Consider the following 16,170-nt stretch of genomic DNA (forward strand, 5'->3'; position numbering starts at 1 on the left):
CCAGCGGGCCTTTGGGCTGGAAGATGACGATGTCGAGCGCGCCGTCGGTGATGGATGCCTCGGGGATGAGCTCGAGACCTGCCGGCAGTGAGCCGCAGTTGGCGAACAGCACGCTCTGCACGCGGGCCGAGTGCAGCCGGTGCCCGGGCAGCTCGTACATGACCCGGAACGGCCTCGCGCTCGCGAGCGACCGGGCGGCGCCGTCGACGTAGGCCACCCAGCCCACGGTCTTCTTCAGCTGGGGGTTGGTGTTGGCGATCATCGCGGCGTCGAGCCCGATCCCGCCCATCACCACGAAGGCGTGCTCGGCGGTCTCGCCGTCGGGGCGCCGCAGCTGGGACCAGCCGATGTCCATCGCCAGCCGATCCCCGTCGAACACCGCGCGCACCATGGCCTCGGGCTCGGTGAGCGGCAGTCTGAGGTTGCGCGCGAGGAGGTTGCCCGTACCGCTCGGCACGATCGCCAGCGGCACGCCGGAACCGGCCATCGCCTCCGACACGGCGCGCACCGTGCCATCGCCGCCGGCGACCAGCACGGCGTCCACGCTCGCTTCGAGCGCCTGACGGGTGACATCGTCGCCGAGGTCGTCGACGGTCGTCTCGTAGAACAGCGGCTCCGACCAGCCCGCGTCCGCCGACAGCCGCGAGACCGTGGCGCGCAGGGCGTCGGCATCGACCTTCGTCGGGTTGTAGACGAGCGCCGCCTTGGGGCTCGGCCGTTCGCCGCCGCCTTCCAGGGGCTCGGTCTCGCCGGCGCGCGAGACGCGCCGCGCTTCGCCGGTCTCGTCGTCGGCGGTGTCGGGCGCCACGTCCTCGGGCTCGCGGATGACATCGTCGGGCTTCGCCGCCGCGGCAGGGTCCGGTGCATCCTCGCGGTGCTCGCCGGCATCCTTCGCCACCTCTTCGGCGATCTGCGCCTCGGAGGCCTTCAGCTCCTCGGCGTCGGGACCGTCCGCGTAGATCTCGTCCGCCGGATGCGGCGCGTCGGGCTCGTCGGGAGGCGGGGACTGATCACCGGTGCCGGATGCCGCTGCCATGCGTCTTACTCTAAGTGCGAGTCTCACTTCTCCAGCGAGTGAGCGGGCGACACCACGCTCGTGAACTGCCGGAAGATCTCGGTCGCGGTCGCGACGGCGGGATCCGTGCGCTGCGAAGCGGTCGTATAGACGACCATCGTCCACCCTTCGTCGGGCAGGGTGCCCCCCGCGCCGTAGTAGCCCGGGATCCCGGGATTCATGAAGACCCAGTCGTTCACGACGAGAAAGCCCATCGCCCAGTACTGGTCGTCGGTGTTCGTCCCGATTCCGGCGGTCGTCGGGGCGAACTGCAGCTCGTGGTACTCGTCCGAGAGCAGCTCACCCGACCCGAGCGCGTCGAGGAAGACCGCGACATCGGCGGCGTTGCTGCCGGTTCCGCCGGCGAAGTGCGCCCACGAGGGGTTCCAGTAGGTGACGTCCTCCCACACTCCGCGCTCGCCGTCGTATCCATGGAGCACGGGCTGCGGCCAGTCGCCGTTGCGGGCAAGGGTGGTGTCGTCCATCTCGAGCGGGTCGAGAATGCCGGTCTGCATCAAGTCGGCGACCGGGGTGCCCGTCGCCTTCGCAAGGATGCCGACCAGGACGGCCGAGTTGGTGTCGGAGAACATCCAGTCCGTCCCCGGCTCGAAGAGCGGGCCGCCGGCGGTTCCGATGTCGATGATCTCGTCGATCTCCCACACCCGGAACGGGTCGGCGTACAGGTCGGCCAGAAAGTCGGCCTGTCCTGTGAACTGCGAGTAGCCGGCAGTGTTGTGCAGCAGCATCTCGACCGTGACCGTGTCGGCCGCGGGAACTTCGGGATACCACTTCGCGACAGTGTCATCCAGGTCGAGAACGCCGGCTTGCACCTGCTGCAGCAACGCGGTGGTGAGCATCGGCGTCGACAGATTGCCGAGCATGTGGTGCATGTCGGGCGTCGCCGCGATCCCCGGCATGGAATCGCCGAGCGCGCCGAACAGGATGGGCTCACCGTCGTGCCAGACGCCGGCGATGACGGCGGATAGGGCGTCGGCCTCGAACTCGGCGCGCAGGATGCCGGCCAGCTCTTCCGACACCTCATCGCCCGAGAGGCACAGACCGCCTTGAAGCGTGGTTCCGGACGGGCAGGCTTCGGCCGTGAGCTCGGGGCCGCGCGTGAGGGAAGGCGCCGGTTCCGACGCAGCGACGGTGCACGCGCTGAGCAGCAGAACGCACGCGAGACCGATGACCCCCGCCATCCCCCGACTGCGCATGCCTCACTGTACTGACCGGCCTGCCGGCGACGCACTGTTTCTTGAGGAAAACGGTGCGCGGGATCGTGATCTGCATCCCCGGATGCCTCTGCGGGGTGCGCGACTAAGCTTGCAGCGTGATCGATCCCGTGCTTCTTCGCGACAACCCCGAGCTGATCAAGCGCTCGCAGGAGGCGCGCGGAGAGTCGCCGGCCACCGTCGACGAGGCCGTCGAGGCCGACCGTGCACGCCGCGCCGCGATCACGGCTTTCGAAGAGCTCCGCGCCGCGCAGAACGCGCACGGCAAACGGGTCGCGCAAGCGCCCAAGGAGGAGAAGGCCGCACTCGTGGCCGAAGCCAAGGAGCTGAGCGAACGGGTCAAGCAGGCCCAGCACGCGGTCACGGCCGCGGAGGAGGCATCCGACGCCGCTCTCGCCCGGATCGAGAACATCGTCATCGACGGCGTGCCGGCCGGGGGTGAAGACGACTTCGTCACGTTGCGCACGCACGGCGAGCGCCCGGCGTTCTCGTTCGAGCCGCGCGACCACCTCGAGCTCGGCGAGCTGCTCGGCGCGATCGACATGGAGCGCGGCACGAAGGTATCGGGCAGCCGCTTCTACTTCCTCACCGGGATCGGGGCGCGCCTCGAGATCGCCCTCATGAACCTCGGACTGGATCGCGCCCTGCAGGCCGGGTTCACGCCGCTCATCCCGCCGACGCTGGTGCGCCCGGAGGTCATGCGCGGCACCGGGTTCCTCGGACAGCACGCCGCCGAGGTCTACCACCTCGAAGAGGACGACCTGTACCTGGTCGGCACGAGCGAAGTGCCCCTCGCCGGCTACCACATGGACGAGATCATCGACCTGACCAAGGGCGCCAAGCGCTACGCGGGCTGGTCGACGTGCTACCGCCGTGAGGCCGGCTCATACGGCAAAGACACGCGCGGCATCATCCGCGTGCACCAGTTCAACAAGCTCGAGATGTTCGTCTACACGACACCCGAAGACGCCGAGGCCGAGCACCTGCGCCTGGTCGCACTGCAGGAGCAGATGCTGCAGGACCTCGGCCTGTCGTACCGCGTCATCGACGTCGCGGCCGGCGACCTGGGATCCAGTGCCGCGCGCAAGTACGACGTCGAGGCGTGGGTGCCGACGCAGAACGCGTACCGCGAGCTGACCTCGACCTCGAACTGCACGACGTTCCAGGCGCGACGGCTCGACATCCGCCACCGTCTGCCGGCCGACCCCGCCAGCAAGAGCGGCGGCAAGACGCAGCACGTCGCGACCCTGAACGGGACGCTCGCGACCACGCGCTGGATCGTCGCGATGCTCGAGACGCATCAGCGCGAGGACGGGTCGGTGCTGGTTCCCGAGGTGCTGCGTCCGTTCCTCGGCGGGCTCGAGGTCCTGGAGCCGATCGCGTGACCCCTGGCGACGATCCGTCCGTCGGGGCGCGCCTTCCCGAGACCGGTGAGGTCGACCTCGTCGATCCTTCCGAAGCCGCCGAGGTCGTCGAAGAACTCGCGCGCGAGACCGAGGCGGCTCCGGCCGCCGTGGGGCGGATGCTCATCGCCCTCGACGTCGACGGCACCGTGATCCTCGAGGACGAGTCGCTCAGCCCCGGCGTCGTCGAGGCCGTCGCAGATGCGCAGAGCGCCGGTCACGAGGTGATGATCGCGACGGGCCGCAGCTGGGGCAGCACCCGTGGCATCCTGCAGCAGCTGCAGATCGCCCCCGAGTACGTCGTGTGTTCGAACGGCGCCGTGGTGCTGCGGCGCCTGGACGCCGCCGAGCTGGAGTACGAGCGCTGGCATGTCGAGACATTCGACCCGCGTGAGGTGCTGACGCTGCTGCGCGAGCACCTGCCCCAGGCTCGCTACCTCGTGGAACTGCCCGACGGCATGCGCCTGTACACCGAGTATCTCCAGGACTGGAACCTCGGCCATGCGCGACGCGTGCCCTTCGAAGAGCTCGGTGCGCAACCCGTCTGCCGCATCGTCGTGGTGTCGCCCGGTCAGGGTGAGGAGGAGTTCCTCGAGCTCGTCGAGCGCATCGGGTTGCACAAAGTGTCGTACGCCGTCGGCTGGACGGCGTGGCTCGACATCGCCCCGCAGGGCGTCGACAAGAGCACGGGCCTCGAACGCGTACGCACCGCGCTCGGCATCGACCCGGCGCACGTGCTCGTGATCGGCGACGGTCGCAACGACCTGGGCATGTTCCGCTGGGCGCTCGAGAACGGTGGACGTGCGGTCGCGATGGAGCAGGGTCCGCAGGACGTGCGGGATGCCGCGGGCGAGACCACCGTCTCGGTCCAGGCCGGCGGCGTCGCCGCCATTCTCCGCTCCCTCTGACAAGGCGCACCACGCGCAAACCCCGCGTCCCTTCAGAGGATTGCCAGCCGCTGTTGGAAGAATGGGCCAGCAGTGCTGTCGGATAGACTCGACGCCTGTTCGACAGATGCCGCGGATCCCATAAGGTGAGCGGCCGACGTCGGGAGGGTTGTCCGAGCGGCCGATGGACCTGGTCTTGAAAACCAGTGGGCAGCAATGTCCCGTGGGTTCGAATCCCACACCCTCCGCAGAGTGTGTCGGGGGCGAACGGTGAGAGCAACTTCCCCGAGAGGAACCGAGTGAGCGAGACGAGCAAGACCGCCCGGCGCGGCCGTCGCACGGTCGCACGGCACGGTGCGCTCTCTTCGCCGAATCCTCTCGCCTTCCTCCTGAAGATCCTCGGGGTGATCGTCGCCGTCGTGCTCGTCTCGGGAGCCGGCGTCGCCGCATATGCCGCATACGATCTCGCGGCCAGCTTCGGTGACGAAGCCGTCGAACTCGAGGGGCAGGGCACCGCCCCGCCCGACATCGGGGCCATCGAAGGCGGAGTCGATCTGCTGCTCGTCGGAACCGACGAGTGCGAAGAGGAATACGCGTACCTCTTCGGCGCCCGATGCACGGGAGCGGACGCGGGTGGCCAGCTCAACGACGTCAACATGCTCGTGCACATCTCGAACAACCCGCGGCGGGTGACGGTCGTGTCGTTCCCGCGCGACCTGATGATCGAGCAGCCCTCGTGCACGCGTGAGGACGGGTCGCAGTCGTCGGCCACATCGAAGACGCAGATCAACGAGGCCTGGGGGCGCGGTGGTCTGTCGTGCGTCGTCAAGACGGTGTCCGACCTCAGCGGCCAGAACATCCCGTATGCCGCGAAGGTGAGCTTCGGCAACGTCATTAACATCACCGACGCCATCGGCGGTGTGGACGTCTGCATCGGCAACGGGGGCATCCGGGACCGCAACACCGGCATCGACTGGCCCGCTGGCCCCCGAACGATCGAAGGCATCGAGGCGCTCCAGTTCCTGCGCACGCGTTACGGGCTGGAGAACGGCAGCGACCTGGCCCGCATCAGCAACCAGGGCCAGTACATGTCGAGCCTCGCCCGCAAGCTCCGCAGCGAAGAGGTGCTCTCAGACCCGGCGACGCTGTACAAGCTCGCCACCACGGCGGTCGACAACATCACGCCCAGCCAGTCGCTCACCAACCCGATGACTCTGGTTCAGATCGCGCTGGCTGTGAAGGACGTCCCCTTCGAGGAGATCAACTTCGTGCAGTACCCGGTCTTCACCGACCCCGCCGACGTGAACCGCGTGGTCCCCAACCACGAGGCTGCCGACAAGCTCTGGGCGGCACTCGAGGCCAACGAGCCGATCGAGCTGACGAGTGATCCGAACCTCACCGGCGGTGTGGTCACCGTCGACCCGCAGCCCACGGAGGAGCCCGTCGAGACGGCGCCGACGCCCGGCGTGACCGATACCCCGGCTCCCACCCAGACCGCGGTCCCGCTGGACGACATCCCCGGCCAGTCCGCCGCCGACCAGACCTGCTCGGCCGGCAACCTGAGGGCCAACGGCTGATGGCGCGATCGAAGGGCCTCTCCGGCGAGGGGCAGGCGCCGCTCGCGCGTCACGGCGTGCTGCGGACGCGGCATCCGTTCGTCACGATGCTCTCGATGTTCGCAATCGTGCTCGGCGTCGTGGGCGTGAGCGCGACGGGCGTCGCCGCCTACACCGTGTGGGATGCGGCCCAGGCGATCGGTGCGAACGCGGTCGTGCTCGACGAAGACGCGCCCCTCCCGCCTTCGCTCGGTGCGATCGAGGGTGGCGTGAACGTGCTCGTGGTCGGTTCGGACTCGTGCGAGGGCCAGGACGTCGCCCTCTTCCCACGCTGCGCGAACGACGACTCGCCGGGTGAGCGCAACGACGTGACGATGCTCGTGCACATCTCGGACGAGCCGCGTCGTGTAACGGTCGTATCGTTCCCGCGCGACATGATCGTGCCGATCCCGTCGTGCCCCAAAGAGGACGGCAGCGGCAACTACTCCGCGATGTCGGCGCAGATGATCAACGCGTCGTACATGTACGGCGGGCTCGCGTGCACGGTTCTGACGGTCGAGGCGCTTATCGAGGACGAGATCGACTTCGCCGCGTCGGTCCGCTGGACTGGCGTGATCGAGATGTCCAACGCGATCGGCGGCGTAGATGTCTGCATCGCCGGCGACATCAGCGACAAGCACACCGGGTTGAACCTCACCGCCGGCAACCACACGCTGGTCGGCGTCGAGGCACTGCAGTTCCTGCGAATCCGTCACGGAATCGGCGACGGATCCGACCTCGGCCGCATCTCGAACCAGCAGCAGTTCATGTCCTCGATGGTGCGCAAGCTGCAGTCAGATGCCGTGCTAGCCGATCCGGGCCGTCTGCTGAACCTCGCGACGACCGCGATCAGCCAGGTGCAGCAGGGGCAGCTCGTCCTGAGCTCCGGGCTCACCAACCCCACGCTCATGGTGCAGATCGCGATGGCCGTCAAGGACGTGCCCTACGAAGACATCGTGTTCGTTCAGTACCCGACGCGGTACGCCTCGGGCGACGGCGCGAGTCGCGTGATGCCGGTGAAGGATGCCGCGGACGCGCTGTTCGCCGCGCTCGCCGCCAACCAGCCGCTGACCCTCACCGGCGACGCCAGCCAGGGGTACGGCGTCGAGGTCACCGGCGAGGCCGTCCAGCCCCCGCCGGCCGCCCCTGCCGAGGGCTCGGGCGAGACGCCGGCAGCCGAGGCGCCGACGACGGGGGAGACCCCTGCGGCTCCGGTCGCGGAGGAGCGAGTCGCGCTTCCGTCCGACATCGCGGGGCAGACCGCGGCGCAGACCACCTGCACCCTTCCAGAGAACTGAGGCCGGTTCGGCGCAGGTGCGCTCAGCGGTTATGATTGCTGGGCGCAACCACACCGCCGAGGCGTGTTGTTGCCTGGAGACGTCGCATAGTCAGGCCTAGTGCACCACCCTGCTAAGGTGGAGTCCCCTTACGGGGACCGAGGGTTCAAATCCCTCCGTCTCCGCCACTGTCCCGAGTCGCGATCAAGTGTCAACGATGTCCTGCAGCCACTTTGATCGTGCCGTGGAGGTGGATCGCCGCGACCCGGATCCCGTCGACGGCGCGGCCATGCGGCGTGGGTATCTCTACGGAGTTCGGTGACGGGAGCCATGTGTTCGACATGTGCGCCGATCTCCTTCGATGTGACGCGAATTTGCGTAATAGTGGACCTCACGGATCGGCACTCATGGAAGCACTCTGCTGTGGACTTCGTCCATAGTGCCCGATTGAGCACGAGCCCGTGACTTCCCCCCAGACTAGATTGGATCGACGAGATGACACCAGCCAACACCCATGGCGGGTCGCCCGGTACAGGTGATGTTGTCATCACCGACTTGCTCTCGTACAGCCTTCATCGCGTTGCGAGCGCCTTCGAACGCGGGGCCGCACTCCTCTTCCGCCGCGAGTTCGATGTCAGCCTTGGGGAGTGGCGTGCGCTGGCGCTCGTCGCGTCCGGTCGGGCGAACACCACCAATCGTGTCGCGCGTCTCGCCGGCATCGATCCCGCCCAGATGAGCCGGGTGATCGCACGACTCGTGGATCGTGGGTACATCTCGCGCAGCGACGGACCGGGGAACACCTCAGTGCTGGCGCTCACGACGAGCGGCACGGCGACGTACGAAGGACTCATCTCCGCGGCGCGGGCACGCAACGAGGCGTTCCTCTCTGCTCTCGACCGCGATGAGGTCGCCACGCTCAATCGGGCGCTCGAGAAGCTGGCGACCATCGCCATCGCTCTGGAGAAGGTGGAGAGGAGCCGCGCCGCCGACGCGAAGAGCCTCGATTCTCGCGAAGGGGTTTAGTTCTCGCGAGCCATGAATCTCTTCAGGCAGCGGAAGATCTTGCACGTCTAGGAACCAGGCGACACACCAGAAGGACATCATGGACCTGCAACTCTCGGACCATCGCGCATTCGTGACCGCAGCGAGTCAGGGAATCGGCCTCGCTTGCGCGAAGGCGCTCGTCGACGAGGGTGCACGTGTCGTCGTCTCGTCGAGCGACGAGGCCCGCGCGCAGGCCGCCGCCGAGTCGATCGGCGCCGTCGCGGGCATCGCCTGCGATCTGACGGACGAGACGGCCATCGACGCGGCCATCGCGCGGGCGGCCGAGTTGCTCAACGGTCTTGACGGCCTCGTGGTCAACTTCGGCCCGCCACCTACGAAGAGTTTCGTCGATTCCGACGAGGGTGTCTGGGAGGCGGCGATCGACCTCGTTTTGCGCAGCGGGGTGCGCCTTATGCGCGGGGCGATACCGCACCTCGAGCGGTCCGGCAGCGGTCGGATCATCACAATCACCGGCTATGGCATCCGTGAGCCGCAGAGTCACCTCGTTGCCTCGGAGGCGACGCGCGCGGGCATCGCGATCGCCGCGAAGGCTCTCGCGACCGATCTCGGCCCCGCAGGCGTGACCGTCAACAACATAGCCCCCGGGCCGGTGCTTACCGACCGGCTCGTCGAGATTCTGCAGGGCTTCGCGGACCGTGATGGGCGCACGCTCGAGGAACAACTCGATCTGAGTGCCCAGCTGGTTCCGGTCCGCCGCAACGGTATCCCCGAGGACGTGGCGGACCTCTGCGCGTTCCTTTGCTCGCCGCGCGCGAGTTTCATCACCGGACAGACGATCGTCGTGGATGGCGGCTCCAACCGCGCGGTCTAAGTCGGACTTAACGAAGGTGGAGCATGCAGCGAGGGTCAGTTTGTCAGATCTCCGGCTTTGTGCCGGACAGATAATCGATTGTCCCGCCTGGGTAATCGGCTTCTGCATACTCTCTCGCGAGCACCTGGTAACGCGAGGCATTGCGGCGCACGCGTTCGGCCGACTCTTCACTGAGTGGGCCTCGGAGCTTCGCGGGGATGCCAGCGGCGAGGTGTCCGGGTGGCACTTCTTGACCTTCCAGGACGAGCGCCCCTGCCGCGATGAGTGCGCCGTCCCCGACGACGGAGCCGTTCAGCAATTTCGCGCCCATTCCGACGAGCGCCCCCGACCCTATGCGTGCCCCGTGGATGATCGCCTGGTGGCCGACCCCGACGTTTTCGCCGATCAGAGCAGGCATACCGGTGTGGGTGTGGACGACGACATTGTCTTGGAGATTGCTTCCGTCGCCAAGCTCGATGCGGTCCATGTCCCCGCGGAGCACTGCTCCGAACCAGATGCTGGCCCCGGCGCCAACGATGACGTTACCGATCAGAGTGGCCGATGGCGCGATCCACGCAGTCGAGTCAATGATGGGGGTGGCACCGCGGAAGGGGATGATCAAAGCCACGGGCGGTCTACTCCCTTCTCGAAGCAGTCAAGCGAGTCACGCGGGCGCGGCGGTGGGCAACAGAGCGGCCGTGGCGAAATTCAGCTACGCGGCGGGCGATTAACTGGAAGGTTGCCCGTAGCCCGGCCAACTATAGCGGCAACATCATTGCTGCGCAGAATGGCCGCGTTAGGTGGTGCCCGGCCATGAGGTTGTGTCAGTTCGGGTCTTGTGAATATATAGGCCAGTCCAATAGGACTCACTCATCGAGGGCGTTTGACCCCAGTCAAATTCGAGACCATTATGAACACTGCCGTCGCACTGGCAGTGTGATTACAAACCGTCGCCCATGCAGCAATCCGGACGGTATATGTGTGACGGTGTATATGTGTACACGGTCGCAGTACGCCACGATGCTTCGTGGGCCAAGTGAACACAATCGGGCGCGTCGAAGGGTGTGGTGTGACGGAGACAGTTTTCCTGCCTGGGCTCACGCAGGATGAGCGCGCATACGATCTCGTCGGTCTCCCCGGCCGCACAGTCGTCTATCCGGGACATGGTGATCGGCCGCCCGAGCGGATCGCCATGTCTGACATCGCCGACGAGATCGCCGCGACATTGGCCGAGCCCGTCGACATCGTCGGCGTCGCGCTCGGCGGCATCGTCGGTCAGTACCTGCTGGTCAGGCATCCGGACCTTATACGATCCGCTGTCCTCGCGAACACGCCGTCCGTTTTCAGTGATCCAGCCATGGTCGTCGCGCGGGCGGACGACGTGCTGCGAACCGGGGTCGTCACAATGAGCGACGCTCTCGTTGAACGCTGGTTCCGCCCGGAGACGATCGCGGCGGACGGGCCGGGGGTCCGCTACGTCCGCGAGACGATCGCGGCGATCTCGCCCCAGGGCTTCGCCTTCATGCAGCGGGCCATGGCGGAGACCGACACTCGTGACCAGCTGCCCGAGGTCATCGTCCCGGTCACGCTCGTGCAGGCCAAGGACGACGTCGTGGGTCCTGGGAGCATCGCTCGCATCGGCCGGCTGCTGCGGAACAGCCGGATGGTTGGGATCCCGGGGAGCCATATGGTTCATCTCGACAACCCGGACGGCTTGCGCGACGTTATCGTTGGGCATCGCAGATGGGTGGAAGGCGGCGAACAGGGATGACGGACGTGAGGGGGAACGCCGTTATTCCACAGCGTTCGCGCGTCCTCGCCCGCATCGAGAACGGTGTCGGCCGACTGACGGTGAACCGCCCGGAGGCCATCAACGCGCTCGATCTTGGCATGGTTTTCGAGATCGCGCGCGCTCTCGAAGACTGGTGCGAAGACTCGGACGTCTCCGTCGTACTCCTTGACGGCGCCGGGGAGCGCGGACTGTCTGCGGGGGCCGATGTGCGTGGACTCTACGGCAAGTTGTCGTCCGGGGACGCGGCGGAGGCGATGGTCTTCTTCCGCGCGGAATACGCTCTCGACGCATTCATCTCGGAGTACCCGAAGCCGATCGTCGCGGTAGCCGACGGTATCACCATGGGCGGGGGGATTGGACTCGCGGGTCATGCCTCAATTCGCGTCGTGACTGAGCGTTCCAAGCTGGCGATGCCGGAGACGCGGATCGGATTCACGCCCGACGCCGGCGGCTCGTGGCTGCTGGGACGATCCCCAGGACGTCTTGGGGAGTACCTTGGCATCACCGGTGCGACGATGACCGCTGCCGATGCGATCCATGCCGGTTTCGCCGACCTGTTCGTGCCATCCGACCGACTCGAGCCGCTGCGACAGACAGTGATCGCAAATGCCGGCTCGAACCCCGTCGAGACGGTGCGGTCCTTCGCGCAGGCGCCGGGTGCGTCAGTGCTCGTCGCGGAGCAGGAGTGGATCGACGACGTGTTCTCCGCCGAGGACCTCGACGAAATCTCCCAGCGCCTCGCGGCCACCGGGAGGGCGAATCTTCTCGCCGGTCTCTCGCCGATGTCGATGGCTGTCACCCTGGAAGCCGTCGGTTCGGCGCGTCGGCTTCCGGGCATCCGGGAAGCGCTCGCGCAGGAGTTTGCGCTCGTCGAATGGTTTGTCACGACCCAGCCAGATCTTCCCGAGGGTATCCGCGCGCAGCTCGTGGACAAGGATCGTGATCCACGCTGGAGCCCCCCGAGGATCGAAGATCTGCCTGCGGGATTGGCGACGCGGGCGCTCGCACATCGCCCGCGCCGACCGCTCTGGGACGAAAGGCCGTTCTCCGCGTTCAGCAACGAGTGAAGCTGAGGCCTCAGACGGTGAGCCTGTGCCGGTCGACCGCGTCGGCGAAGGCTCGTGGGCTCTCGAGGTGAAGCATATGAGCGCCGGGCAACTCCACGAAGCGTGCATGGGGGATGCCTGCGGCGAGTTCTCGTGCTGCGGCAGGCGGGACCGAGACGTCAGCCAGCCCGGCGATGACTGTCGTCGGTACCGACATTCGACGAAGTTGGGCCCGGACGTCATGGGTGGAGATGAGCCGCCAATAGTGGGCGATGACGGTGGGATCGTCCGCGAGCAGATGGCGCTCTGTGTTCGCGATGAGTTCCGAGCGCGTCTCGATCGTGTCCTGAGTGAACCAGCGGCTGATCATCGACGACGTCATTCCACGCATCCCGACGAGCTCCGTCTTCGTCGCCCGCTCGATCATCACCTCGGTCGGCGTCGCGGCCAGCGCGCATGCCACGACGATGGAGCGGACCCGGCCCGGGTGACGGAGCGCGGCATGCAAGGCAACCATGCCGCCGAGCGACAGCCCCACGAGATCGAGTGGCTCCGCCGTGGCCGGGACCATGTCGAGGACGACGTCCGCGACTTCACCTAAGCCCTGCATGCCAGCCCAGGGCGCGTTGCCATGGCCTGGAAGGTCGACGGCGAGCACATCCTCGATCGGGAGGTGGTCCCACGTGGTCCGGTCCAGCCCGATCGGGTGCAGCAGGAGGGCGGTCACCGCGCAAGCTCCCCGTGGCTGAGAAGAGTCGGGCCGACCACTACGGTGCGAAGCATGTCGTTCCTCCATCGTCGTTGTTGACGTTCTCAGTAGTCCCGACCCGATGGAGAAGCTGAACATGCCGGCGACGCCGATGCACGAACCCGTCGCTGCGGTATGACGAGAACGGTGAGGCGATGCCGCATCGTGCGGGGCTGGTGGGCCCTTCTGCCATCGAGGAATGGAGAGACTTTATCAATGAACTGGTAGGCGCCGGAGCCTGTTGACGACCGGAATAGGTCATGATAAAGTCATCGCTTACCGGTACATAGTAGTGCTTGAGGATGCCACGCCACCACACTCGGCGGGCGTCGCTCAGAAGCCGTCACCTGAACCACTACCCGAACGTGAAGTGCGCCTCGACAAAGAGGCATTGGTGGGCTGGGGGCGTTGACTGAGTCTGGGAACCAGACGATCATGACAATTTCGTTGTGAATCGACCGATGTCGATACGCGACCGATGTATGAGGCGCGATCGGGATGTGAGTTGGAGCCTCGGTCGTGTTCCGAGGAAGCGATAGGGAGCGCAATGAAGCGTAAGCATGGCAGGCTCGCCGTATTCACGGCGATTGTCGGCGCGGTGATTCTCGCGACGGGATGTACGGCGGCAGGTGGTTCCACACCGTCCGACGATCAGCCGTCGACTGATATCGATCAGATAGAAAATCCGCATATGCCACTCGGCGACCCTCTCGGCGACGGGGGGCCGCCCGTTCAGGGCGGCGAGCTGACCATCGGGATGTTCGCCGATATCAACTCGTTCGACCCGCTTCAGAAGCTGAACATGCCGGCGACGGCGATATACGACCAGTTGCTGCGGTATGACGAGAACGGTGAGGCGGTGCCGTATCTTGCGAGTTCGATGGAGACGTCGGACGGTGGCAAGACGTGGGTCATGGCGCTGCGGCCCGATGTGCGGTTCCACGACGGCACGCCTCTCGACGCAGATGCCGTGATCTACAACATCCAGCGGTATATCGATCTTCCGGAAGCGCCTGCTCATATCTACGCCTCGGACATCGAGTCGCTCACGGCCGAGGACGAGTTGACCGTTCAGTTTGTGCTAAAGGAACCGAATGGGTCGTTCGCCACCTTCTTCGCGGAGAACCCGTCGATCGCCAGTCTGGGTGTCGTGGGCTCTCCCGCGGCCATCGAGGAGTGGGGGGCCGACTATACCAATCACCCGGTGGGAGCCGGGCCCTACAAATTTGTGTCGTGGGCTCGGGGTGACAAGGCGGTGGTTGAGCGAAACGACGACTATTGGCAGGAGGGTCTACCGCATCTCGACAGGATCACCTTCGTGCCCCGGGTCGACGCGGACACTCGAGCCGTCAGTCTCGAGAACGGGGAGGTGGACCTGATCGAGTCTAACGGCGTCAACGACTTCCTGCGCCTCGTCGCGAACCCGGACCACAAGTACTATCTCGGCGGCGAAGGCGGCACGTATCTCCCGTTCAACCACAGCAAGCCACCATTCGACGACATCCGGATGCGTCGTGCCGCGGTGATGGCGATCGACTACGACCAGATGTCCGAGGTCCTCTTCGATGGGCAGATGCAACGAGCGGAGACCCCGATGGGATCGAGCTCCGCGTATTACAGCGAGAAGGCTGCGGAAGTCTTCCCGGATACCGACCAGGAGGCCGCGAAGAAACTGGTGGAGGAATACGTTGCTGACGGCGGAGACCCGTCGTTCGCGCTGGAGGGCAGCAACTCGGCGGATAGCGTCAAGACCCAGCAGTTCCTGCAGGCGCAATGGGAAGCCGTCGGCATGAACGTCGACTTGAAGCAGCACGACCTCGCCACCTGGATCGTGGAGATCCGAGAGGCTAACTTCCAGATCGGATCGAAGAGCTTTCACGGGTCGTCAAACCCCTATCCGCTCCTCGAGGAGCTTCTCGAGACGGACGCGTATTCCAACTTGGGCAAGTACTCCAACCCCGAGATGGACGAGCTCCTGCGGCAGGCGCGGGACGCCACGAGTGAGGAAGAGCGTATTCGGCTCTATGGCGAGGTCCAGGTTCTCGCGAACGAGGACGTGGTGAACCTGTGGTATGCGCCCGGGTTCCTTGGCCTGATCTCGAAGACGTATGTCCACGGTGTCGAACGAGGGGCGACTGGCCCAACCTATTTCGCCAATTTCTGGCGCGAATAGGCCTCCCGTCGCTATCCGGGAGCCAGGGCGAATAGGTCCCCCCAGGAATAGTGTCGACCATCAGAAGAGCTCGGCAGAGATATAGGTGATCGTGATGCAAGTAAATCGGAACTGCCGTGATTTCCGCATTGTCATAGCCCACAAGTGCGGGGGGGAACGGTCTTAGATGAGAGCGATTGGTCAACGGGCGATACACCTTTTCGCGGTCCTCGTCGTGGCAACGTTCGCCACTTTCTCCTTGGTTGATCTCATCCCTGGAGACGCAGCGGAGATCGTGGCGGGCGAGGGCGCGACCGAGGACCAAGTGGACGCGATCCGAGAGCGTCTCGGCTTGAACCAACCGATGTTGGTCCGCTATGGGGCTTGGATGCTCAATGTTCTTCAGGGTGATCTCGGGCGGTCTTATGTCACCAATCAGTCGGTGGCCGACACGCTGCTCGCCCGACTCCCGGTTTCGTTGGAGATCGCTTTGGTCTCACAGGTGATCGCGTTGGCGATAGCGATTCCCTGGGCGCTGTACTCCGCGTACCGCGAGAACGGGTGGTTCGACCGGATCGGCGGAGTCCTCGGATTCGGAGGCCTCGCGACTCCAAGCTTCGTTCTCGGGCTGGTACTCATCTATATCTTCGCGGGAGGGGTGCTCTCGATATTTCCGGCGACGGGTTACGTGAGCTTCGCCACGGATCCCTTGGGGAATTTGTGGAGCATCGCGCTGCCGGTGATGTGTCTTGTGCCCGCGGAAGCGGCCATCTACCGACAGGTGCTGAGATCGGACGCCATATCCACCCTCCGGGAGAACTTCGTGCTGATGGCGAAATCGAAGGGCCTCCCCCCAGGGCAAGTTCTGCGCAGGCACGTGCTGCGACCGTCATCTCTCTCGTTGATCACCATCGCGGGGGTCAGTGTCGGTGGAGTCATCGGTGGCACCGTGATCGTGGAGACGATGTTTGCGGTGCCGGGGATGGGCGCTCTTCTCGCCCAGTCCGTCAATGAACGGGATTTCATGATGCTGCAGGGCGCGCTACTCGTGATCTGCGTTGTGTACGTCGTTGTCAACCTGCTAGTCGATGTGGGATATGTCCTCCTGGACCCGAGAGCGCGGAACTAA

General features: G+C 65.8%; 14 protein-coding genes and 2 tRNA genes. 12 read left to right on the forward strand and 4 right to left on the reverse strand.

Features of this window, described 5'->3' with window-relative positions:
- Together ACLKM7_RS19415 and ACLKM7_RS19420 are read right to left on the reverse strand one after the other, a co-directional pair.
- Positions 1-1,036, reverse strand: a 1,036-nt coding sequence (locus ACLKM7_RS19415) for a diacylglycerol/lipid kinase family protein (RefSeq protein WP_436448949.1), incomplete at its 3' end; no start/stop codon positions are given.
- Positions 1,037-1,059: 23 nt separating this feature from the next.
- Entirely contained in the window at positions 1,060-2,253 is a 1,194-nt protein-coding gene (locus tag ACLKM7_RS19420) for a serine hydrolase domain-containing protein (protein WP_436448950.1), read from the reverse strand.
- Between the two features lie 131 nt (positions 2,254-2,384).
- Here ACLKM7_RS19420 and serS point away from each other — a divergent pair, with 131 nt between their 5' ends.
- From serS to ACLKM7_RS19460, 8 genes are all read left to right on the forward strand, one after another.
- Entirely contained in the window at positions 2,385-3,671 is a 1,287-nt protein-coding gene (gene serS / locus ACLKM7_RS19425; RefSeq protein WP_436448951.1) for a serine--tRNA ligase, read from the forward strand.
- Entirely contained in the window at positions 3,668-4,597 is a 930-nt protein-coding gene (locus ACLKM7_RS19430) for an HAD family hydrolase (protein WP_436448952.1), read from the forward strand. The genes serS and ACLKM7_RS19430 overlap by 4 nt, the downstream gene beginning before the upstream one ends.
- 142 nt (positions 4,598-4,739) lie before the next feature.
- Positions 4,740-4,824: transfer RNA gene (locus ACLKM7_RS19435), tRNA-Ser, on the forward strand.
- 51 nt (positions 4,825-4,875) lie between these two features.
- The gene (locus ACLKM7_RS19440; protein ID WP_436448953.1) at positions 4,876-6,153 is read left to right on the forward strand and encodes an LCP family protein; all 1,278 of its coding nucleotides are present in this window, start codon (positions 4,876-4,878) and stop codon (positions 6,151-6,153) included.
- Positions 6,153-7,469, forward strand: a complete 1,317-nt coding sequence (locus ACLKM7_RS19445; protein WP_436448954.1) for an LCP family protein — start codon at positions 6,153-6,155, stop codon at positions 7,467-7,469. The genes ACLKM7_RS19440 and ACLKM7_RS19445 overlap by 1 nt, the downstream gene beginning before the upstream one ends.
- A gap of 75 nt (positions 7,470-7,544) precedes the next feature.
- Positions 7,545-7,636 (forward strand) — tRNA-Ser (locus tag ACLKM7_RS19450).
- 307 nt (positions 7,637-7,943) lie between these two features.
- Positions 7,944-8,471: a MarR family winged helix-turn-helix transcriptional regulator gene (locus ACLKM7_RS19455; protein ID WP_436448955.1), complete on the forward strand. Its 528-nt coding sequence runs from the start codon at positions 7,944-7,946 to the stop codon at positions 8,469-8,471.
- A gap of 79 nt (positions 8,472-8,550) precedes the next feature.
- Positions 8,551-9,324 (forward strand): SDR family oxidoreductase, encoded by a 774-nt coding sequence (locus ACLKM7_RS19460; RefSeq protein ID WP_436448956.1) that lies wholly within the window; start codon positions 8,551-8,553, stop codon positions 9,322-9,324.
- A 43-nt stretch (positions 9,325-9,367) separates the two neighbouring features.
- Here the strand turns inward: ACLKM7_RS19460 and ACLKM7_RS19465 are convergent, their stop codons facing one another.
- Positions 9,368-9,931: a gamma carbonic anhydrase family protein gene (locus tag ACLKM7_RS19465; RefSeq protein ID WP_436448957.1), complete on the reverse strand. Its 564-nt coding sequence runs from the start codon at positions 9,929-9,931 to the stop codon at positions 9,368-9,370.
- A 399-nt stretch (positions 9,932-10,330) separates the two neighbouring features.
- Between ACLKM7_RS19465 and ACLKM7_RS19470 the strand changes: the two genes are divergently transcribed.
- Together ACLKM7_RS19470 and ACLKM7_RS19475 are read left to right on the forward strand one after the other, a co-directional pair.
- Positions 10,331-11,074: an alpha/beta fold hydrolase gene (locus ACLKM7_RS19470; RefSeq protein WP_436448958.1), complete on the forward strand. Its 744-nt coding sequence runs from the start codon at positions 10,331-10,333 to the stop codon at positions 11,072-11,074.
- Complete coding sequence (locus tag ACLKM7_RS19475; RefSeq protein ID WP_436448959.1) at positions 11,071-12,162, forward strand: enoyl-CoA hydratase/isomerase family protein; 1,092 nt, start codon at positions 11,071-11,073, stop codon at positions 12,160-12,162. The genes ACLKM7_RS19470 and ACLKM7_RS19475 overlap by 4 nt, the downstream gene beginning before the upstream one ends.
- Before the next feature lie 10 nt (positions 12,163-12,172).
- Here ACLKM7_RS19475 and ACLKM7_RS19480 read toward each other — a convergent pair whose 3' ends face one another.
- Positions 12,173-12,988 carry an alpha/beta hydrolase gene (locus tag ACLKM7_RS19480; protein WP_436448960.1) on the reverse strand — a complete coding sequence of 272 codons (816 nt, stop codon included), beginning with the start codon at positions 12,986-12,988 and terminating at the stop codon, positions 12,173-12,175.
- Positions 12,989-13,436: 448 nt separating this feature from the next.
- Between ACLKM7_RS19480 and ACLKM7_RS19485 the strand changes: the two genes are divergently transcribed.
- Together ACLKM7_RS19485 and ACLKM7_RS19490 are read left to right on the forward strand one after the other, a co-directional pair.
- Entirely contained in the window at positions 13,437-15,062 is a 1,626-nt protein-coding gene (locus ACLKM7_RS19485) for an ABC transporter substrate-binding protein (protein WP_436448961.1), read from the forward strand.
- Positions 15,063-15,228: 166 nt separating this feature from the next.
- Positions 15,229-16,170: an ABC transporter permease gene (locus tag ACLKM7_RS19490; RefSeq protein WP_436448962.1), complete on the forward strand. Its 942-nt coding sequence runs from the start codon at positions 15,229-15,231 to the stop codon at positions 16,168-16,170.

This window comes from Microbacterium sp. I2, assembly GCF_051364985.1.
In the GTDB taxonomy this organism is placed as follows: domain Bacteria; phylum Actinomycetota; class Actinomycetes; order Actinomycetales; family Microbacteriaceae; genus Microbacterium.